Genomic DNA, 18137 nt, shown 5'->3' with positions numbered 1-18137 from the left:
GTGCAGACGACGACGGTGGACGTCCCGACCAGCGACGGCGTGGCGGACGCGTGCCTGAGCCGGCCGGACTCCGGCGGCCCGTTCCCGGCGGTGCTGCTCTTCCAGGATGCCTTCGGCCCGCGCCCCCGCCTGGTGGAGATGGCGGAGCGGATCGCCGCGCGGGGCTACCTCGTGCTGATGCCCCACCTGTTCTACCGGGCCGGCCGGGCACCGCTCTTCGACCTGGCCCGACTCGCCGAGCCGGAGCAGCGCGGCGCGATCTTCGAGAAGATCAAACCCTTGATCGGTGCGCTGAACGCCGACGTGATCAGTCGGGACTCCGCCGCCCACCTCGACTTCCTGGCCGCCCGAGACGACGTCCGGCCCGGTCCGGTCGTGGCCGTCGGGTACTGCATGGGTGGCACGAACGCGCTGCGGGCCATGGAGGCGCACCCGGACCGGATCGCCGCGCTGGCCAGCTTCCACGGCGGCCGGATCGTCACCGACGCGCCGGACAGCCCGCACCTGGGCGTCGACTCGATCAGCGGCGAGGCGTACTTCGGGCACGCCGACTCCGACCCGTCGATGACGCCCGAGCAGATCGCGACGCTGGAGAAGGCGCTCGACGCGGCCGGCGTCCGGTACCGCTCCGAGGTGTACGCGGGCGCGCACCACGGCTTCACCATGGCCGACACGCCCGTCTACGACGAGCGGGCCACCGACCGACACTGGGCAGCCCTGTTCGACCTGCTGGACCGGACCCTGCCGGCGGGCTGACGAACCGTCGGCTCCGACGGCACGGCACGGCCCGGTCGGCGTCCAGGTGGTGGCGCGCGGTCAGCGGCGCAGCAGCACCGGCCCGGCGTCGATCCGGGTGCGGAACAGCGCGTACGGCTTGCGCCGCAAGTCCTGGCCCCGCTGGTACTGAGGTTGTCGGTGCAGCTGGTTGGCGGTCACGTAGAGGTGCCCGTCGACCGCCACCGACATGGTGTCCGGCCAGAGCAGTCGCGGGTCGTGGACCACCGTCTCGTACTCGCCGTCGGGCATCCGCCGCAGCACCGCGTTGTGTTCCCACGAGGTGAGGTAGAGCCGTCCGGCGTCGTCGCTCTCCAGACCGTCCGCCGCGGTGCCCTTGTCGCCCTCGTCGACCACGGTGGCCGCGACCGCCTCCTGGGTGACGCCCGGGTCGGCCAGGGCCTCGGTGGCGACGCTGTACCAGCGCCGGGACGCCAGCGGGCAGTAGTACAGCCGGGTGCCGTCGGCCGAGATGGCGATGCCGTCGGCGCCCATGGTCACCGGCTTCGGCGGCCCGTCCGCCGGCCGCTCGAGGAACGGCCGTCCCTCGGCCACCGGGCGGAACGTCGTCAGGGGCTCCGCCCTGGTGGACGGGTGGTCGTGCAACCGCCGCCAGGACGCTCCACTGGCCAGGTCGACCACGATGATCCCATTGGGTCCGGAGGCCGCCGAGTCGGTGATGTAGGCGACCCCCGCCTCGCCACGCCGCAGGTCGAAGCGAACGTCGTTGAGGTACGTCGTCGGCAGCGCCACGTCCGCCGGAAAGGTGATCACCTGGGCCACGCTGTCGCTGTCCAGGTCGACCCGCACCAGTTTCGGCCCGCCCGGCTTCGTGGGCTGGAACATCGGGCTGCCGGTGTCCAGTACCCAGAGCCGGTCGGCCGGGTCGACCACGATGCTCTGCACCGAGACGAACGCACCCGCGTCGTCGTCACCCGACGGGTCGTTCCACGGCTGGTCGGGGTAGGGCACCTCCCGGCCGTCGCGCAGCTCGACGACCGTGGCCGGCACCTCGTCGCCCCACTTCGGGAAGTTGACGAAGATCCGGCCCCGGTGCGAGACGCTCACCCCGGTCGGCATCGGGCCGGTGAAGGTGTGCACCAACTCCAACCCGCCAACCGGCTCGTCGCCGACCGGCCCGTTCATGACGCCCGCCCCACGGTGCTCATCGTCTCGCCCCCTGCCGGTGGGCCCGACCCACGCTGGTCGCGGGTGACCCGGCTGCCGCTATTCCCGCCCGGCCATCCGGTATGCCTCGTCGTGGTCAGTTCCGTCGGCTGTCCGGGTCGCGGTCAGCCCACCGGCGCGGCCGCCTTCGCGGTGGGCAGGCCGGGAACCGGGACGTCCACCGCGAGCAGCGCGCCGTCCTGCGCGCCCGCCGTGGACAGCCCCACCCGGGCGGTGCCGATGAAGAGGCGGCGCAGGTCGGGGCCGCCGAGGCAGATGCCAGCCGGCTGTCCTGCCGGCAGCCGGATCTCCCGGTCGAGTGTGCCGTCGGGCCGATAGCGGCGTACGGCGGAGCCGCCCCACAGCGCGACCCAGAGGTGGCCCGCCGCGTCGACGGTCATCCCGTCCGGGCCGCCGTCGTCGGCAGCCAGCCGCAGGAACGGCTCCCGCCCGTTCAGCTTTCCGGTGCCCGGGTCGACGGTGAACCGGTCGACCTCGCCGCGCGGCGAGTCCGCCAGGTACATGGTGGTGCCGGCGGCGTCGAACGCGGGACCGTTCGGCACGGTCAGCCCGGTCACCGCACGCACCGGCGCCGCGCCGGGGGTCAGCCGGTACAGCGACCCACCGCCGGGCACCCCGGCGTACGTCATGCTGCCGGCCCAGAAGCGGCCGTGCGGGTCGGCGACCGCGTCGTTCATGCGGGCCGGCTCCGGGTCGGCGGCGAGCAGATCGGCGACCGGTCGGAGCTCACCGGCGGCGGGCAGCAGAGCGACGCCGGTCCCGGCGGCCGCCAGCCAGTCGCCGGGACTGCCGGCGACCGGGGCAACCGCACCCAGCGGTACGGTCAGCCGACGCAGCTCCCGCAGCGGACCCGGCCGGTCGCCGTCGGTCTCCAGCAACCGCCCGGCCAGCAGGTCGACCAGGATCAGCCGGCCGTCCACCCAGCGCAGCCCCTCGCCCAGCTCCAGGCGGTCCATGCTCCACACGGTCGGTTCGGTCAGCTCCATCTCGCTCCTTCGATCGGCGCTGCGGTCGTCGCCCCAGGGGGTCAGCGCACCGTGCCGCCGGGGCCGTGGTCGAGCAGTGTCAGCTCCGCCCGGTCGGGCAGGCCCTCCCAGTCGCCCCGGGTGGCCACCGCGAACGCGCCGGTGGTGACCGCCCGGTCCAGCCGGGTCGGCGCGTCGGCACCGTCGAGCCAGCCGGACAGCAGCCCGGCCACGAAGGCGTCGCCAGCGCCGACGGTGTCCACCACCGGCACCGTCCGGGCTGGGCGGTGCACCGTGCCGGTCGCGCTGTGGCTGGTCGCACCGTCCGCGCCGTGCTTCACGACGACCTCGGCCACGCCGGCCGCGCGCAGCGCCGCGACCGGGTCGACCGCGTCGGTCAGCACGGCCAACTCGTCGTCGGAGGCGACCACCAGGTCGATCGAGGGCAGCAGGGGCCGCAGTGCCTCGGCGGCGTCGGCGATCGACCAGAGCCGGTGCCGGTGGTTGACGTCCAGGCAGACCGTGCTGCCCGCCGCGCGGGCGCGCCGAACGGCCTCCACCACGGCCTCGTACGGCTCCGCGCCCAGCGCGCAGGTGATGCCGGTGACGTGCAGCAGTCGGGGCGGCGGCCCGGGCGCGTCGAAGGCGCGGGTGACGTCGGCCGGGCGCAGCCGGGAGCCGGCCGACCCGGCGCGGTGGTAGGTGACGCGGTTGATGTCGGCGACCCGGGACTCGAAGAGGATCAGCCCGGTCGGGGCCGCCGGGTCGACCCGGGTGAAGGCCAGGTCGACGCCCTCGGCGCGCAGCGTACGGCGGATCAGCTCGCCGGGCTCGTCGGCGCCGGTGACCCCGACCCAGACGGCCCGGTGGCCGAGCCGGGCCAGCCCGATCGCCACCGTCGACTCGGACCCGGCGATCGAGATGCCGGCGGTGCCACCCAGCCGCAGCGGACCGGTGGTGCGGAAGGCCGCCATCGTCTCGCCGAGGGTCAGCAGGTCGGTCATGGCGCGACCGCCGCGAGGAAGGCGGCGGCGCGCTCGCGCAGTGCCGCCGGGTCGCCGCCCCGGACGGCGTCGCCGAGCAGCGGAGACCCGACGCCGACCGCGACCGCTCCCCGGTCCAGGTAGCGCCGTGCGCCGTCGACGTCGACACCGCCGACCGGCACGAAGGCGGTGCCGGGGAACGGGTCGCGCAGTGCGCCGAGGTAGTCGGGCCCGCCGAGCGAGGCCGGAAAGAGCTTGACCGCGGTGGCCCCGCCGCTGCTGGCCTGCACCACCTCGGTGGGGGTGAGCGCGCCGGCGAGCACCGGCAGCCCGAGCCGACCGGCCTCGGCGAGGCTCGGCGCCAGCGCCGGGGTGACCAGGAAGCCGGCGCCGGCCTCGGCCGCCGCTCGGGCGTCCTCGACGCTCAGCACGGTGCCCGCGCCCAGCGCGAAGTCCGCACCGAGTGCGGCCCGGGCACGCTGGATGGTGCCGAGCGCGTCGGCGCCGGTCAGCGAGACCTCGACCAGCGCCACGCCGCTGTCGGCCAGGGTGAGCACCGCGGCCAGCGCCGCGGCCGGGTCGGCGCCGCGCACGATGGCCAACAGCCGGTGGGTACGCAACTCGTCGAGCAGGTTCATCGCGAATGTCCTCGGTGGATGCGGTGGGCGGAGACGCTGAGCCGCCAGGCGACCTCACCGGCGGCCGGAACGACCGCAGCATCGGCCGGCCCGGCGTCGGCCAGGTCGAAAGCGGCGCCGAGCATCGGTTCGACGCCGATGCTGCGGTAGGGGGAGGCGGCCGGCCAGCCGCCCAGGTTGCGCCAGAGCGCGGTGCTGCGAGGCTGGTCGGTGCACTCCAGCTCGAGAGTCAGCCGGTCGACACCGTCGGTGAGCCGGACCCGGGGGCAGTCGAGCAGCACCGCGCCGAGCGCGGTCCCGTCGGCCGGGCCGAAGGAATCCAGAGTCAGCCCTGCGGGGGCGGGCCAGGGCCCGGTCAGCCAGGGACTGCCGTCGGGCCAGGTGCCCGGGGCAAGCAGCGCGGCGGCCTCGGGGTGCAGCCGCGTCGCTGTGCCGGCAGGCGCGTCGAGGCGGGCTTCGGGGGAGAGGTCGAGCAGGGCGTGCGCCGCCCAGACGAAGCGGTGACCCGGCTCGGCGGCGAGCAGGTAGTCGGCCACCACCGCGCCGGACCGGTCGCTGATCCGCCGGGTCAGGGTGAAGTCGGGGCGCTCGATGACCAGGGTTCCGGTGCCGGCCGCCCGCCACGGCCGGGACCACACCTCGCCGTGGTCGGGTCGACCGCGCACGGTGGGCAGGCACTCCTCCAGCCCGCCGGCGTCGACGAACGCGTCGTCGGGGCGTACCTCGCGACGGCCGGGCTCGGGACCGCGCCAGAGCCACTCACGGCCGCCGCCGCGCAGGCTGGTCCACCGCCCGCCGAGCGCCGCGTCGTACGCCATCCGCAGCGGCACCGGCTCCACCGAGGTCACCATTCGGCGAACGACCCGTCCCGGTGCTGCCAGACCGGGTTGCGCCAGGCGTGCGGGGTACGGGCGGCCTCGCGGACGGCTGCCTCGTCCACCGTGATGCCCAGGCCGGGCCGGTCGAATCGGGCGATGTGCCCGTCCACGAACCGGAAGGGCTCCGGGTCGACGACGTAGTCCAGCAACTCCGAGCCCGAGTGGTAGTGGATGCCGATGCTCTGTTCCTGGATCAGGAAGTTCGGTGTCGCGAAGGCCACCTGGAGGCTGGCTGCCAGGGAGATCGGGCCGAGTGGGCAGTGCGGGGCGAGCAGTGCCCCGTACGTCTCGGCCAGCGCGGCGATCCGACGGACCTCGGAGATCCCGCCCGCGTGCGACAGGTCCGGCTGGACCACGGCGACCCCGGCCTGCAACGGGCCGAGGAACTCGGAGCGGCCGTAGAGGCGTTCGCCGGTGGCCACCGGAATCGGGGTGCTGGCGACGATGTCGCGCAGGTGGTGGGCCTGGTCGGGCAGGACCGGCTCCTCCACGAAGAACGGCCGCAGCGGTGCCAGTTCGGGAAGGATCCGGCGTACCGCGGCCAGCCCGGCGCGGCCGTGGAAGTCCAGAGCGATGTCCCGGTCGGCACCGAGCACCTCCCGGGCGGCGGCGACCCGGCCGATCACCGCGTCCACCTCGGCGGACGTGGGGATGGCGGACAGCCGCCCCGAGGCGTTCATCTTGACGCCCGTGAAACCGGCGGCCACCTGCGCGGCGGCGCTGTCGGCGACCTCGTCGGGCTCGTCCCCGCCGATCCAGGAGTAGACCCGCACCCGGTCGCGGACGGCGCCACCGAGCAGGGCGTGCACCGGTGCCCCGTACGCCTGCCCGGCGATGTCCCACAGCGCCTGGTCGAGGCCGGCGACCGCGCTGGAGAGGATCGGCCCGCCCCGGTAGAAGCCACCCTTGGTGAGGATCTGCCAGTGCTGCTCGATCCGGAGCGGATCCTCACCGATCAGGTATTCGGAGAGCACCTCGACGGCGCTGCGCACCACCTCGGCGCGCCCCTCGACCACCGGTTCACCCCAGCCGACCAGCCCGTCGTCGGTCTCCACCCGGCAGAACAACCACCGTGGTGCGACCAGGAAGGTCTCGATCCGTTCGATCTTCACCGACTGCCCCTCTGTCCCCGTGCCTTCTCCACGTCCCGGACGGCCTTGTCCAGCAACTCACGCATGGCGGTCTCGGCCGCCGACTCGTCCCGGGCGCGCAGGGCGTCGACCACCGCGCGGTGGCTGGGCACCGGGTCGTCGTGGGCGGCGCCTCCGTGCACCAGCCGGTCCCGTTCGGCGAGCCCCGTCTCCATCACCACCTCCATGCGTTCCAGCAGCTCGTTGTGGGTGGCGGCGAGCAGCGCGCGGTGGAAGGAGAGGTCGGCGGCGACGGCGGCGGCCGGGTCGCCGTCGGCCTCGGCCATCTCGGTGAGCGCCCGGTCCAGGGCGGCCACGTCCTCCTCGGTGGACCGGCGGGCGGCCAGCCGGGCGGCGGCCGGCTCGATGATGGCGCGGACCTCGTGCAGCTTCTCCAGCAGGTGGTGGTCGGCGCCCTCGGCGAACTGCCAGCGGATCACGTCGCCGTCGAGCAGGTTCCAGTCGGCGCGGGGGCGCACGAACGTGCCGCGCTTCTGCCGTGCGTCGACGATGCCCTTGGCGGAGAGCACCTTCAGCGCCTCGCGCAGAGCGGTCAGGCTGACGTCGAACTCCTCCTGCAACGCGGCGATGTTGAGGGTGGCGCCGGCGGCGATGTCACCGGTGAGGATGCGGCGGGCGATGGCTTCCACGGTCTGCCCGTGGATGCCGCGCCGTGCGTACTGTGCCAATGCTGTCCTGGCCTTCTCGTTGGTCCGGATCGATCTCTCAGGCGGAGGCTTTCACCGCGGTCCAACCACCGTCCACCACGAGGCTCGCGCCGGTGACGAACGCGGCGTCGGGTGAGGCGAGGAAGGCCACCGTCGCGGCCACCTCGTCGGGGGTGCCGAACCGTTTCGCCACGGTCTCCGCGATGCTGCGCCGACGGTCCTCGTCGGACACGTCGGCCCAGGCCCCGGTGAGGATCGGGCCGGGCAGCACGGTGTTGACCCGCACCTGGGGGCCGTATTCCACGGCGAGCTGGCGGCCGAGCGCGACCAGGCCGCCCTTGGCGGCGGCGTACGCGGGTCGACCCGGCAGCCCGACCAGCGCGTGCACCGAGGAGACCAGCACCACCGCCCCGGCGCGTTTCCGCAGGTCGTCGAGGCAGGCTCGGACGCCGAGGAACGAGCCGGTGAGGCTCACGCCGAGCTGGTGGTCCCAGGACTGCCGGCTGGTCTCGTGGGCCGGTGCGACCTGCACGGCGTACGCGTTGCTGACCAGGACGTCCACCGGACCGAGATCGCCCCGCACCGCTGCCACGGCGGCCGTCCAGTCGGCCTCGTCGCTCACATCGGCGATCACGGACAGTGCTCGGCCGCCCCGTGCGGTCAGCTCCTCGGCCAGCGGCGTCGGATCGCACACGTCGAGCAGCGCAACGGCAGCTCCCTCGGCGGTGAGCCGCCGTGCGACGGCCGCGCCGATCCCGCCCATAGCGCCGGTGACCAGCGCGGTCCTGCCTTCTAGTCGGCGCATAGGCTGATTCACGTAACCTCGCCCCGGTCTCATCTAATCATTAATTACGAAGATATCTTGACAGCCGCCGGGGGCCGATGCAACCTTCTGGTCACCACCACTCACATGGATGACACACGGCAACGTCACGCTTCGTGTCGTAGAGGAAGGACACCCCCGTGAGCGACTTCGACCCCGGTCGCCGGCGATTCCTTGGGCACCTCGGGCTCGCCGGCCTGGGTGCGCTCGGCGCCAGCTCGTTCCTCAGCGCCTGCGCCAGCTCGGCCGGCGGGCCGTCGACCGGCAACGCGTCCGGCGCCGTCACCATCCAGTCCAACCTCTCCTCGCCGCAGGCCAAGGCGGCGATGGAGAAATTGATCTCCACCTTCAACGGGCAGGGCAAGGGCACGGCAAGCCTCAACACCATCGCGTCGGAGACCTTCCGCACCCAGCTGCCGACCTACCTGACCTCGGCCAACCCGCCGGACCTCTACACCTGGTACGCGGGCTCGGTCGCCAACGACTACGCCAGCCGAAACCTGCTGCTGGACGTCTCCGACGTCTGGAAGTCGTTGGGCGACTACCCCCAGTCGTTGCGCACCCTCTCCACCGACGCCAGCGGCAAGCAGATCTTCCTGCCGATGAACAACTACTGGTGGGGCTTCTTCTACCGCAAGTCCAACTTCGCAAAGTGGGGCGTGCAGGAGCCGAAGAACTGGGCCGACTTCCTGACGCTCTGCGAGACGCTGAAGAGCAAGGGCATCCCGCCGATCGGCATCGGCCTGGGCGACACCCCGTGGGTGGCCTCCGCCTGGTTCGACTACCTCAACATCCGGATCAACGGCGCCCCGTTCCACCGCGAGCTGCTGGCCGGCAAGCAGCGCTTCGACGACCCCAAGGTCAAGGCGGTCTTCACCCGCTGGCGCGAGGCGCTGCCCTACTTCGACCCCAAGGGCAAGGCGTACCCGTTCCAGGAGGCCACCACCGCGCTGCTGGCCGGCAAGACCGGCATGTTCCTGATCGGCACCTTCTTCGCCGACGCGGCGCCCAAGGACGCCCTCGGCGACCTGGACTTCTTCCAGTTCCCGATCATCGACCCGGCGGTGCCACTGGCCGAGGAGGCCCCCACCGACGGCTTCTTCGCGAGCGCGAAGACCGCCAACCCGACCGGCACCAAGGCGCTGCTCGGCTACCTGGCCTCGGTCGAGGCGCAGGAGGCGTACGTCAAGGCCAGCTCGGGCATCGTGCTGCCGGCCAACCCGAAGGCCAAGGCGTCCGACTCGCCGCTGGTGACCAAGGGCAAGGCGATGCTGGACGGCGCCAAGGAACTGACCCAGTTCTTCAACCGCGATTCCAGCGACGCGCTCCAGCCCACCGCGGACACCGCGCTGACCAAGTTCATCGACAAGCCGGACCAGATCGACGCGATCCTGCGGGAGTGGCAGGCCAGTGCCGAGAAGGTCTTCAAGGGCTGACGTGACGGCAACCATCTCCACACCTGCGGCAACGCCGGTCGTCCAGCGGCGGCGGCGGCGGTCCGCGGGACTGTCGCCGCTGCTTCTGGCATTTGTCCTGGTGCCCTTCGCGGTCGAGAGCATCTGGGTCTTCTGGCCGGCGCTGCAGGGCTTCTGGTTCTCGGTCACCCGCTGGGACGGCATGTCCCCGCCGTCCTTCGTCGGCGTCGACAACTACGTCGAGCTGGCCGGCGACGCCACCTTCCGGGGCGCGCTGCTCAACACGGTGATCTGGCTGGTCCTCTTCGGCGGGCTCTCCGTGGTCGGCGGCTTCGGCATGGCCCTGGCCCTGCAGCGCGAGCGGCGCGGGGTCGGCTTCTACCGCGCCGCCCTGTTCACCCCGGTGGTCTTCTCGATGGTGGTGACCGCGCTGGTCTGGCGGGTCTTCTACCAGCCCGACGGGGTCGCCGACTCGATCCTGCGCGGCGTCGGTCTGGAGCACCTGATCCGGCCGTGGCTCGCCGACCCGCAGACCGCGCTGTACGCGGTGATCCTGCCCGCGCTGTGGCGGCAGATCGGCTACGTCATGGTGTTGTTCCTGGCCGGGCTGAAGGCGATCGACCCGGCGCTGCACGAGGCGGCCCGGATGGACGGCGCCAACTCCTGGCAGCGGCTGCGACACGTGACCATTCCCCAGCTCAAGGGGGTCAACGCCGTCGTCCTCTCGGTCATCGTGATCGACTCGCTGCGGTCGTTCGACATCGTCTGGTCGCTCACCAGGGGCGGGCCGTACCACTCGTCGGAGTTGTTGAGCACGTACATGTACTCCACCGCATTCCAGAGTCTGCGGCTGGGCTACGCCTCCGCGATCGCCGTGGTGATCTTCGTGCTCGCGCTGGCGGTCATCCTCGGCTACCTCATCCGTGCGTTCCGGGAGGAAGCGTGATCTCCAAGCTCCGCACCGGGGCCTTCCACACCAGCATGATCCTGCTCTCGCTGCTCTGGCTCGGGCCGGTTCTCTGGGTGGTGGTGATGTCCACCCGGTCGTTCGACGACATCGCCGCGCACGGCGTCGGCAGCCTGCCCCGGTCGTTCACGCTCGACACGTACCGCCAGGCCTGGACCGACGGCGGTGAGCTGCGCGCCCTGGTCAACAGCCTGTTGGTCACCATCCCGTCGGTGGCGCTGAGCCTGAGCCTGGCCGCGGTGGCCGCGTTCGCGCTGAGTCGCTTCCGGATTCCCGGACGGCGGACCATCCTGCTGCTGATGCTCGCCGGCAACCTGCTGCCACCACAGATCCTGCTGATCCCGGTGGCCAAGTTCAGCGAGCTGACCGGTCTCTACGACACGCTCTGGGCGCTGATCGCGGTGCAGGTGGGCTTCGGGCTGGGCTTCTACACCTTCGTCCTGCACGGCTTCATGCGCGACCTGCCGGGCGAGATCCAGGAGGCGGCCACCATCGACGGCGCTGGTCCGGGCCAGATCTTCGCCCGGGTGATGCTGCCGCTGACCCGGCCGGCGTTGGCCGCACTCGGCGCGCTCTCCTTCACCTGGATCTTCAACGACCTGCTCTGGTCGATCACGGTGCTGCGCACCGACGACAAGATGCCGGTCACCCCGGCGCTGCTCGCCCTGCAGGGCCAGTTCGTCTCGTCCTGGAACGTCATCGCCGCCGGCACGGTCATCGCGGCCGTACCCACGGTCGCGGTCTTCCTGCGTTTCCAACGGCACTTCGTCTCCGGCCTGGCGATCGGGGCGGTCAAGTGAGCGCTCCAGAGGTGGCCGAGCGGCGCTGGACGCTACGCGGCACGACCACCGAGTACACCGTCACCGTGCCGGAGCACGGCCGGTGGCTGGAGCTGGTGGCGTGGGGTCCGCGCGGGGTCGCCGACGGGCCGTCCCCGGTGGCCTACGACGGCCCGGTGCCGTTCCTCACCCCCGGCGACGCCGCCCCGATCGAGTACGCCACCGACGCCGACCGGCCGTTCACCGGCGCCGACCTGGTGGTCGAGACGGCGGCCGGGGACCGCCGGGTGCGCCTCGGCTACACCGCTGCCCTGGCCCACGCCGACCAGCGCGAGCTGGCCGTCGACTTCGCCGACCCGGTCACCGGGCTCCGGGCCACCGTGCACTACCGGGTGCCGGCCGGCACCGACGTGGTGCAGCGGTGGGTCGAGCTGACCAACGACGGTAGCGGTCCACTGCGGGTGGTCCGGGCCGGCTCGGCCGGGTTCTGCGTACCCACTCCGCACGGCGCGCTGCTCAGCCACCAGTGGGGGCAGTGGGAACAGGAGTTCCAACTCTCCCACGTCGAGCTGGGCCACGGCGCGTTCAGCATCGGCAGCGCGCAGGGGGTGCCCGGCCACCTGCACGTGCCCTGGCTGGCCGTACGGGACACGGCCGAGCCCGCCGGGCCGGCCTGGGGGATCGCGCTGGCCTGGACCGGTTCGTGGGAGATCAGCGCCGAACGGGACACCGGCGGTCTGACCAGGGTCCGGGCCGGCCGCCAGTTGGTCGACGGTCCGCTGGAGCTGGCCCCCGGCGACCGGTCGACCCTGCCGGTGGTCACCGGGGCGTACAGCCAGGACGGCCTGGACGGGCTGGCCCGGGTCTGGCACACCCACCAACGGCTGCTCGCCGGTGACCGGCTCACCCCCCGGCCGGTGCTCTACAACTCGTGGGAGGCCACCTACTTCGCGGTCGAGGCGGCTAGCCAGTTGGCGCTCGCCGAGATCGCCGCAGAGTTGGGCGTCGAGACGTTCGTGGTGGACGACGGCTGGTTCGTCGGCCGCAACGACGACACCGCTGGCCTGGGCGACTGGACGCCCGACCCGGCGAAGTTCCCGGCCGGGTTCGACGCGTTCATCGCCGACGTCCGCGCGCTCGGGCTCAACTTCGGGCTCTGGGTCGAGCCGGAGTGCGTCAACCCGCGCTCCACGCTCTACGCCGAGCACCCGGAGTGGGTGTACGCCGTCGAAGGCCGGCCGCTCACCCCGGTCCGCAACCAGTACCTGCTCGACCTGGGTCGGCCGGAGGTCGCCGAGTTCGTGCACTCCACCGTGGACGGTCTGCTCCGCCGGTACGACATCGACTACCTGAAGTGGGACTTCAACCGGCCGCGTACCGAGCCCGGTCGGCCGGGCGGGGTGGCGCCGCTCGACCTGGACGGCGCGCACGTGGCCAACCTGCACCGGATCTACGAGCGGCTGCGCCGGGACCACCCCGGCGTGCTGATCGAGGCGTGCGCCGGTGGTGGGGCGCGGACCGACCTGGCGATGGCCGCCCGGGCCGACGTCTTCTGGCCCAGTGACAACACCGGCCCGCTCGACCGACTGGCCATCCAGTACGGCTTCCTGCACGCCAACGCCCCGCACCTGCTCAGCTCCTGGGTCACCGACGCGCCCGGCCTGTTCGACCAGCGCCCCCGGTCGCTGGCGTTCCGGTTCGTGCTCGCGATGGCCGGTGTGCTCGGCATCGGCGCGGACATCCGGTCCTGGACCCCGGCGCAGCGGGCCGAGGCGGCCGACTGGATCGCCCGCTACAAGGAGATCCGGGACGTCGTCACGCACGGCGAGGTGCACCTGATCGGCGGCCCCGACCAGACCCGCTGCGCGGTGCAGTACACCGCGCCGGACGAGCGCCGGGTGGTGGTGCTGGCGTGGCACACCGGCCGGTTGGACGGCGCCGGCCTGCTTCCGTCCCGCCCGGTCCGGCTGCCGCTGCGTGGCCTGGACCCGGCCGCCCGTTACCGGCACGGCGATCGGCACTACTCCGGCAGCCACCTCGCCGCGGTCGGCCTGCCGGTGCACTGGAGCCCGACCCACGACGCCGACCTCGTCGTCCTGCATCGCGACTGAGGCCGGGGCACCACCCGCACCCCACCCCCGAGGGACAGGAGTACCCCCATGCGCCTGAACCGACCCCTGACCGTCGCCCTGGCCGTCCTCGGCCTGGGCCTGGTCGGCCCCCTGCCGGCCACGGCCGGCCCACCGCACCACAGCCCACCCTCGGCCGGCGGCCACGGCGGACCCAGCAACGGCGGCCACGGCGATCCCGGTCACGGTGGCCCCGGCGCGCCGGGCCACGGTGGCCCCGGCCGGCCCGGCCACGGCGGCCAGGCCGCCACCGGCGCCGAGGACCAGGGCGCGCCGGCCTTCTTCAACAGCGGGCTCGCGCCAACGCCCTACCAGGGCTGGAACACCTACTTCGGTCTCGGTGGCGATCCCACCGAGGCCGAGGTCCGGTCGGTCACCGACTTCCTGGTCAGCAGTGGCCTGCGGGACGCCGGCTACACGTACGTCTGGATCGACGGGAACTGGGCCGCGCCCACCCCGCGTGACCAGGCCGGCCGGCTCGTCGCCGACCCGGCCCGGTTTCCCGGCGGGATGGCCGCGCTGGCGGCGTACATCCACGGCAGGGGGTTGAACGCCGGTATCTACACCGACGCCGGCCCATACCTGCCGGGCCAGTGTGGGTTGGGCAGCAACGGCCACTACCAGGCCGACGTCGCCCAGTTCGCCGGCTGGGGCTTCGACGCGCTGAAGGCCGACTGGCTGTGCGGTCGGGCCGCCGGCCTGGACCCGGAGACCACCTTCCGTCAGCTCGCCGACGCGGTACGCCGGTCGCCCCGGCCGATGCTGCTCAACATCTGCAACCCGGTCAGCGCCGACTGGGGTGGCGGCCCGTACACCCCGCAGCAGCTGTCCACCTGGAGCTACACCTACGCGCCCACCGTCGCGGACTCCTGGCGGACGTACACGGACGTGAACCTGACCGATCCCACTCCACAGTGGGCGTTTCCGTGGGTGCTGCGCAACATGGACGCCAACGCCTACCACCCGGCGGCCACGGGGCCGGGCCACTACAACGACCCGGACTACCTGCTGCCGATGCGCCCGCTGCCCGGCGGCGGGTTCGAGCTGAGCCTGGAGGAGTCCAAGACGCAGCTGGGTATGTGGGCCATCATGGCCGCGCCACTGGTGATCGGCTCCGACCCGCGCGGCCTGCCCAGCGAGATGGTCGCGGCGCTGACCAACCCGGAGATCGTCGCTGTGGACCAGGACCCGCTGGTCCGCCAGGGCGTCAAGGTCGCCGACACCGGCGTCGACGCGCAGGTCTGGAGCAAGGTGCTCACCGGCTCCGGCCGACGGGCGGTCGCGCTGCTCAACCGGCGTGACACCGCCCAGCAGATCACGGTGAACTTCGCCGACGTCGCGCTCGGCGGCTCGGTCGCGGTCCGCGACCTGTGGGCCCGCGCCGATGTCGACGCCGTTGCGGGCACCGCCGGCACGCAGCCGTTCACCGGCTCGTACACCGTTCAGGTGCCGGCGCACGGGGTGGCGATGCTGGGCCTGACGGGCACCGACCAGGTGGCCGGCGCCGACCTCGGTGGCCCCGCCACCGCAGGCCCGGCGCTGGTCCGGGTGGACGACACGAACGCCACCGCCTTCGTGCGCAACGCGCAGGGCGCACTGGCCGTGAACACCCGCGCCGGCGCGACGTGGGGGACGAGCTGGACGTCGCTCGGCGGCCCGGTCGGAGGCCGGATCCTCGGGCAGCCCGCGGCGTACGCCTCGGCGGGTGGCCGGATCGACGTCTTCGTGCGGGGCACCGACGACGCGGTCTGGCGGCGCAGTTACGTCGCCGGGTCGTGGGGGTCGTGGAGCAGCCTCGGTGGCACGGTGACCGACGCACCCACGGTGGCCTGGACCAGCCCGACCCAGTGGACGCTTCTCGCCCGCGGTGCCGACGGCAAGCTCTGGTCACGGACCCGGAGCACCGGCTGGACCGGGATCGGCGCCCCCGAGGACCGCCCGATCTACGGCCGGCCGAGCGCGGTCGTCGACGACGCCGGTGTGCTGCACGTGGCGGTCCGCAGCCGGACCGACGAGGTGTGGTGGCGCAGCCGGACCGGCACGACCTGGACGGCCTGGACCAGCCTGGGCGGCACCACCAGTGGCAGCCCGACCCTGCTCGCCACGTCCGGCCGGGTCTACCTGTTCGCGTTGGCCGCCGACAACCGGCTCTGGCAGCGCAACTTCGCCAACGGAGCGTGGGGCGGCTGGTTCCGCCGTGGCGAGTTCGCCACCGACGCGTTCCAGGGCGCACCGGGGGCCGCGGCCGGCGCCAACGGCAGTGCGTGGCTGGCGGTACGCGGTGTGGACGACCGGGTGCACCAGGTCGTCCTCTGATCCGTTGGTGGCGGGCCGCTGACCGGCGGCCCGCCACCAGCACGACCCGCAGTGGCTAGGCCGGAACGAGTTCCCGGCACCGGCGCAGGACCGTCAGCGCCAGCGGTGCGTCCCGGCCCTCGATACCCTCCGCCAGTTCGGCCACCGCGGTCGCGGCCCGCGCCGGGTCGCCCGCCGCATCGGCGGCCTCGGCAAGCACCAGCACCGCGTCGGCGGCCCACGCCAGGATGCCCTTGCCGCGTACCAGCGACAGCGCGTCGGTCGCGTGTCGGACGGCCTCGTCCGGCTGGCTGGCCAGGGTCAGCCGGGCCAGGGCCGAGAGCGCCTGCACCAGCGGCCAGATCGCGCCGACCCGTCGGGCGTCGGCCACCACGTCCCGCAGCGCCCGTTCGGCCACCCGCACCTCGTCGCCGGAGGCGGTACGTGCCAGCACCGTTGCCAGTTCGGAGCGTGCGTCCAGCAGCGTGACCGGCATCCGCCTGGCCTCGGCGACGAACCGGCTGAGCCGTTCGGCCAGGCCGTCCCACCGCCCAGCGGCCCGGTCCAGCGACAACTCGGTGACCTCCACCAGCGCCGCCAGCCGCTCGTAGCCGCTCTCGTCGACCAGTTCCCGGCCGTTTTGCAGGAGCAGGGCGGCCTGGTCCAGGTGCCCGGCGTGCAGCGCACCCTGAGCCCAGTTCAGGCAGGCCCGGGCGTGCTCGCGGGGCCGTTCGGCCAGCTCGGCGGAGGCGCGCAGCTCCCCGATGATCGCCCAGGCCGCCGGGTCGCCCAGCTCCAGCAGCAGCGAGGCTCGGGCGATGCGGACCGCGAGGTGCGCCGCCGGGTCCCCGCTGGCCGTCGCGGCGACCTCCGCCTCCGCGCACCGGGCCAGGTGGTCGTCGACGTGCCGGCCGACGACCGTGTCCGGTGCCGCCAGCACCGCCAGGGCCTGGGCACGGCGACGCGGCGCGCGCAGGTACGGCACGGCACGCTCGATCTCGGCGTACCCGCGCAGCGCCTCGCCCTGCTGGCGCAGCATCCGCCCGAGTACCAGGCCCAACTCGCCCCGGGCACCGGGTGGCAGTCGACGGTCGGCCAACAGCCGCTCCAGCACCGGAATCGCCTCCGCCTGGCTGAGCCCGTCGATGGCCGAGCGGCCCAGCTTGCCGGCCAGCCGCGCCCGCACCGGACGGGGCAGTTCGGCGACGTCCATGGTCTGGAGCAGGAAGCCGGCGGCGGTCGCGTCGTCGCCGCGCGCGGTGGCCAGATCTGCGGCCGCCTCGGCGTTGCGGACGAAGTCGGCTCCGCTGCCGGCCAGGCGGTAGTGGTGCGCCAACTGCGCGACCGGTCGGGGCAACTCCTGCTCCAGCACCCGGGCGACGCGCAGGTGCAGCCACTCCCGGTTCTCCCGGGGCACCAGGTGGTAGACCACCTGCCGGGCCAGGTCGTGGCGGAAACGCAGCCCGTCCCCGGCGTCGTGCAGCAGACCGGCGCGGTGGGCGTCGCTCAGCGCCGCGCTCACCGCCGCCCGGTCCACGCCGAGCACGGCGGTGAGGACGCGCTGGTCCGGCGTCAGGCCCAGCACGGCGGCGGCGCCGAGCACCTCCCGGGCGGCCTCGTCGAGCGGACGCAGCCGCCAGAGCAGCACATCGCGCAGGACGAACGGGACGCTGTCGTCGGCCAGTGGGTCGCCGCCCCGCTCGGCGAGCGTGCGCAGCACCTCCTCGACCACGAACGGGATGCCGGCGGTGCGCTCCAGCAGGGCGGCGGTGAGCCGTGGCGGCGGATCGTCCAGCCGCAGCGTCCGCGCGGCCAGTCGACGTACGTCGTCGGCGTCCAGCGGACCCAGCGGTACGCGGGTGACCGCCCCCGGCGGGATGCGCGCCAGCGCGTCGTGGATCGGCGTGCTGCCGCCGGGCATCGGGGAGCGGGCCGTCAGCAGCACGGCCAGGCCGTCCACCGGGTGGGTGCTCAGATAGCCGAGCACCTCACAGGTGACCGGGTCGGCCCAGTGCAGGTCCTCGAGCAGCAGCGTGGTGGGGCTCAACGCGGCCAACACCGCGCCGACGGCCCGGAGCAGCCGGTGCCGTTCGGCGGCCGGGTCGGTCAACGGAGGTGGTGCGGCGGGCAGCAGGTCGGCCAGTTCGGGCAGCAGCGGCGCCAGGGCGCCGGCCACCGGATTGAGTGGACCGATCCGGTCGGCGCCCGTGCGGACGGCGTCCAGCAGCACGCCGAGCGGAAAGGGTTCCGGCACGTCGTCGCACTCGCCGATCAGGTGGTGCCCGGGCAGTTCGGCGAGCAGTTCGGCGACCAGCCGGCTCTTGCCGATGCCGGGCTCACCCTCGAGCAGGACCAGGCACGGCGGGGCATCGACGAGTCGGCGCAGCCTGGCCAGTTCCGCCGTCCGGCCGACGAACTCGACGGGTCCGCGTAGACGCGCGGGGCGAACGGGAGTGGAACTCCCGCCGCCCCGCGCTGTGTCCTCGTCGCCGCCGATCACCGTGG

At 73.4% G+C, this 18137-nt stretch carries 15 protein-coding genes; 6 read left to right on the top strand and 9 right to left on the bottom strand.

Translation table 11 applies throughout. The annotated features are described in order from the left end of the window. Positions 1-756 (top strand): dienelactone hydrolase family protein, encoded by a 756-nt coding sequence (locus ACLJN9_RS06150; protein ID WP_410810088.1) that lies wholly within the window; start codon positions 1-3, stop codon positions 754-756. Between the two features lie 60 nt (positions 757-816). On the opposite strand, the gene ACLJN9_RS06145 is transcribed toward ACLJN9_RS06150, so the two are convergent. The 8 genes from ACLJN9_RS06145 to ACLJN9_RS06110 form a co-directional block, all read right to left on the bottom strand. Then, positions 817-1920 carry an L-dopachrome tautomerase-related protein gene (locus tag ACLJN9_RS06145; protein ID WP_410810087.1) on the bottom strand — a complete coding sequence of 368 codons (1104 nt, stop codon included), beginning with the start codon at positions 1918-1920 and terminating at the stop codon, positions 817-819. A gap of 146 nt (positions 1921-2066) precedes the next feature. Beyond that, positions 2067-2948, bottom strand: coding sequence for an SMP-30/gluconolactonase/LRE family protein (locus ACLJN9_RS06140; protein WP_410810086.1), 882 nt, complete (start codon positions 2946-2948; stop codon positions 2067-2069). Positions 2949-2989: 41 nt separating this feature from the next. Beyond that, entirely contained in the window at positions 2990-3931 is a 942-nt protein-coding gene (locus ACLJN9_RS06135; RefSeq protein WP_410810085.1) for a sugar kinase, read from the bottom strand. Beyond that, positions 3928-4548, bottom strand: a complete 621-nt coding sequence (locus ACLJN9_RS06130) for a bifunctional 4-hydroxy-2-oxoglutarate aldolase/2-dehydro-3-deoxy-phosphogluconate aldolase (protein ID WP_410810084.1) — start codon at positions 4546-4548, stop codon at positions 3928-3930. The genes ACLJN9_RS06135 and ACLJN9_RS06130 overlap by 4 nt, the downstream gene beginning before the upstream one ends. Next, the gene (locus ACLJN9_RS06125; RefSeq protein WP_410810083.1) at positions 4545-5399 is read right to left on the bottom strand and encodes a hypothetical protein; all 855 of its coding nucleotides are present in this window, start codon (positions 5397-5399) and stop codon (positions 4545-4547) included. The genes ACLJN9_RS06130 and ACLJN9_RS06125 overlap by 4 nt, the downstream gene beginning before the upstream one ends. Then, positions 5393-6538 carry a galactonate dehydratase gene (gene dgoD / locus ACLJN9_RS06120; RefSeq protein WP_410810082.1) on the bottom strand — a complete coding sequence of 382 codons (1146 nt, stop codon included), beginning with the start codon at positions 6536-6538 and terminating at the stop codon, positions 5393-5395. Before dgoD ends, ACLJN9_RS06125 begins: the two co-directional genes overlap by 7 nt. After that, positions 6535-7245: a FadR/GntR family transcriptional regulator gene (locus ACLJN9_RS06115; protein ID WP_410810081.1), complete on the bottom strand. Its 711-nt coding sequence runs from the start codon at positions 7243-7245 to the stop codon at positions 6535-6537. Before ACLJN9_RS06115 ends, dgoD begins: the two co-directional genes overlap by 4 nt. Positions 7246-7282: 37 nt before the next feature. After that, positions 7283-8029 (bottom strand): SDR family NAD(P)-dependent oxidoreductase, encoded by a 747-nt coding sequence (locus ACLJN9_RS06110; protein ID WP_410810080.1) that lies wholly within the window; start codon positions 8027-8029, stop codon positions 7283-7285. Positions 8030-8187: 158 nt separating this feature from the next. On the opposite strand from ACLJN9_RS06110, the gene ACLJN9_RS06105 reads away from it, so the two are divergent. From ACLJN9_RS06105 to ACLJN9_RS06085, 5 genes are all read left to right on the top strand, one after another. Continuing rightward, positions 8188-9483: an ABC transporter substrate-binding protein gene (locus tag ACLJN9_RS06105; RefSeq protein ID WP_410810079.1), complete on the top strand. Its 1296-nt coding sequence runs from the start codon at positions 8188-8190 to the stop codon at positions 9481-9483. 100 nt (positions 9484-9583) lie between these two features. Next, the gene (locus ACLJN9_RS06100) at positions 9584-10408 is read left to right on the top strand and encodes a carbohydrate ABC transporter permease (RefSeq protein ID WP_410810078.1); all 825 of its coding nucleotides are present in this window, start codon (positions 9584-9586) and stop codon (positions 10406-10408) included. Beyond that, complete coding sequence (locus tag ACLJN9_RS06095; RefSeq protein WP_410810077.1) at positions 10405-11229, top strand: carbohydrate ABC transporter permease; 825 nt, start codon at positions 10405-10407, stop codon at positions 11227-11229. The genes ACLJN9_RS06100 and ACLJN9_RS06095 overlap by 4 nt, the downstream gene beginning before the upstream one ends. Further along, positions 11226-13319 (top strand): alpha-galactosidase, encoded by a 2094-nt coding sequence (locus tag ACLJN9_RS06090; protein ID WP_410810076.1) that lies wholly within the window; start codon positions 11226-11228, stop codon positions 13317-13319. Before ACLJN9_RS06095 ends, ACLJN9_RS06090 begins: the two co-directional genes overlap by 4 nt. A gap of 48 nt (positions 13320-13367) precedes the next feature. Continuing rightward, positions 13368-15653, top strand: a complete 2286-nt coding sequence (locus tag ACLJN9_RS06085) for a glycoside hydrolase family 27 protein (protein ID WP_410810075.1) — start codon at positions 13368-13370, stop codon at positions 15651-15653. 55 nt (positions 15654-15708) lie between these two features. Here the strand turns inward: ACLJN9_RS06085 and ACLJN9_RS06080 are convergent, their stop codons facing one another. After that, positions 15709-18132 carry an ATP-binding protein gene (locus tag ACLJN9_RS06080; RefSeq protein ID WP_410810074.1) on the bottom strand — a complete coding sequence of 808 codons (2424 nt, stop codon included), beginning with the start codon at positions 18130-18132 and terminating at the stop codon, positions 15709-15711. Positions 18133-18137: the final 5 nt, after the last annotated feature.

It is taken from the genome of Micromonospora sp. 067-2 (genome assembly GCF_046549295.1).
Taxonomy (GTDB): Bacteria; Actinomycetota; Actinomycetes; order Mycobacteriales; family Micromonosporaceae; genus Micromonospora.
Note: the sequence above shows the minus strand (reverse complement) of the source record. Positions and strands in the feature narration are given on the sequence as shown.

Bases quoted from the DNA above. Each gene is read 5' to 3' on its own strand.
- ACLJN9_RS06145 (WP_410810087.1), bottom strand. From the start codon at position 1,920: ATGAACGGGCCGGTCGGCGACGAGCCGGTTGGCGGGTTGGAGTTGGTG.
- ACLJN9_RS06140 (WP_410810086.1), bottom strand. From the start codon at position 2,948: ATGGAGCTGACCGAACCGACCGTGTGGAGCATGGACCGCCTGGAGCTG.
- ACLJN9_RS06135 (WP_410810085.1), bottom strand. From the start codon at position 3,931: ATGACCGACCTGCTGACCCTCGGCGAGACGATGGCGGCCTTCCGCACC.
- ACLJN9_RS06130 (WP_410810084.1), bottom strand. From the start codon at position 4,548: ATGAACCTGCTCGACGAGTTGCGTACCCACCGGCTGTTGGCCATCGTG.
- ACLJN9_RS06125 (WP_410810083.1), bottom strand. From the start codon at position 5,399: ATGGTGACCTCGGTGGAGCCGGTGCCGCTGCGGATGGCGTACGACGCG.
- ACLJN9_RS06110 (WP_410810080.1), bottom strand. From the start codon at position 8,029: ATGCGCCGACTAGAAGGCAGGACCGCGCTGGTCACCGGCGCTATGGGC.
- ACLJN9_RS06085 (WP_410810075.1), top strand. From the start codon at position 13,368: ATGCGCCTGAACCGACCCCTGACCGTCGCCCTGGCCGTCCTCGGCCTG.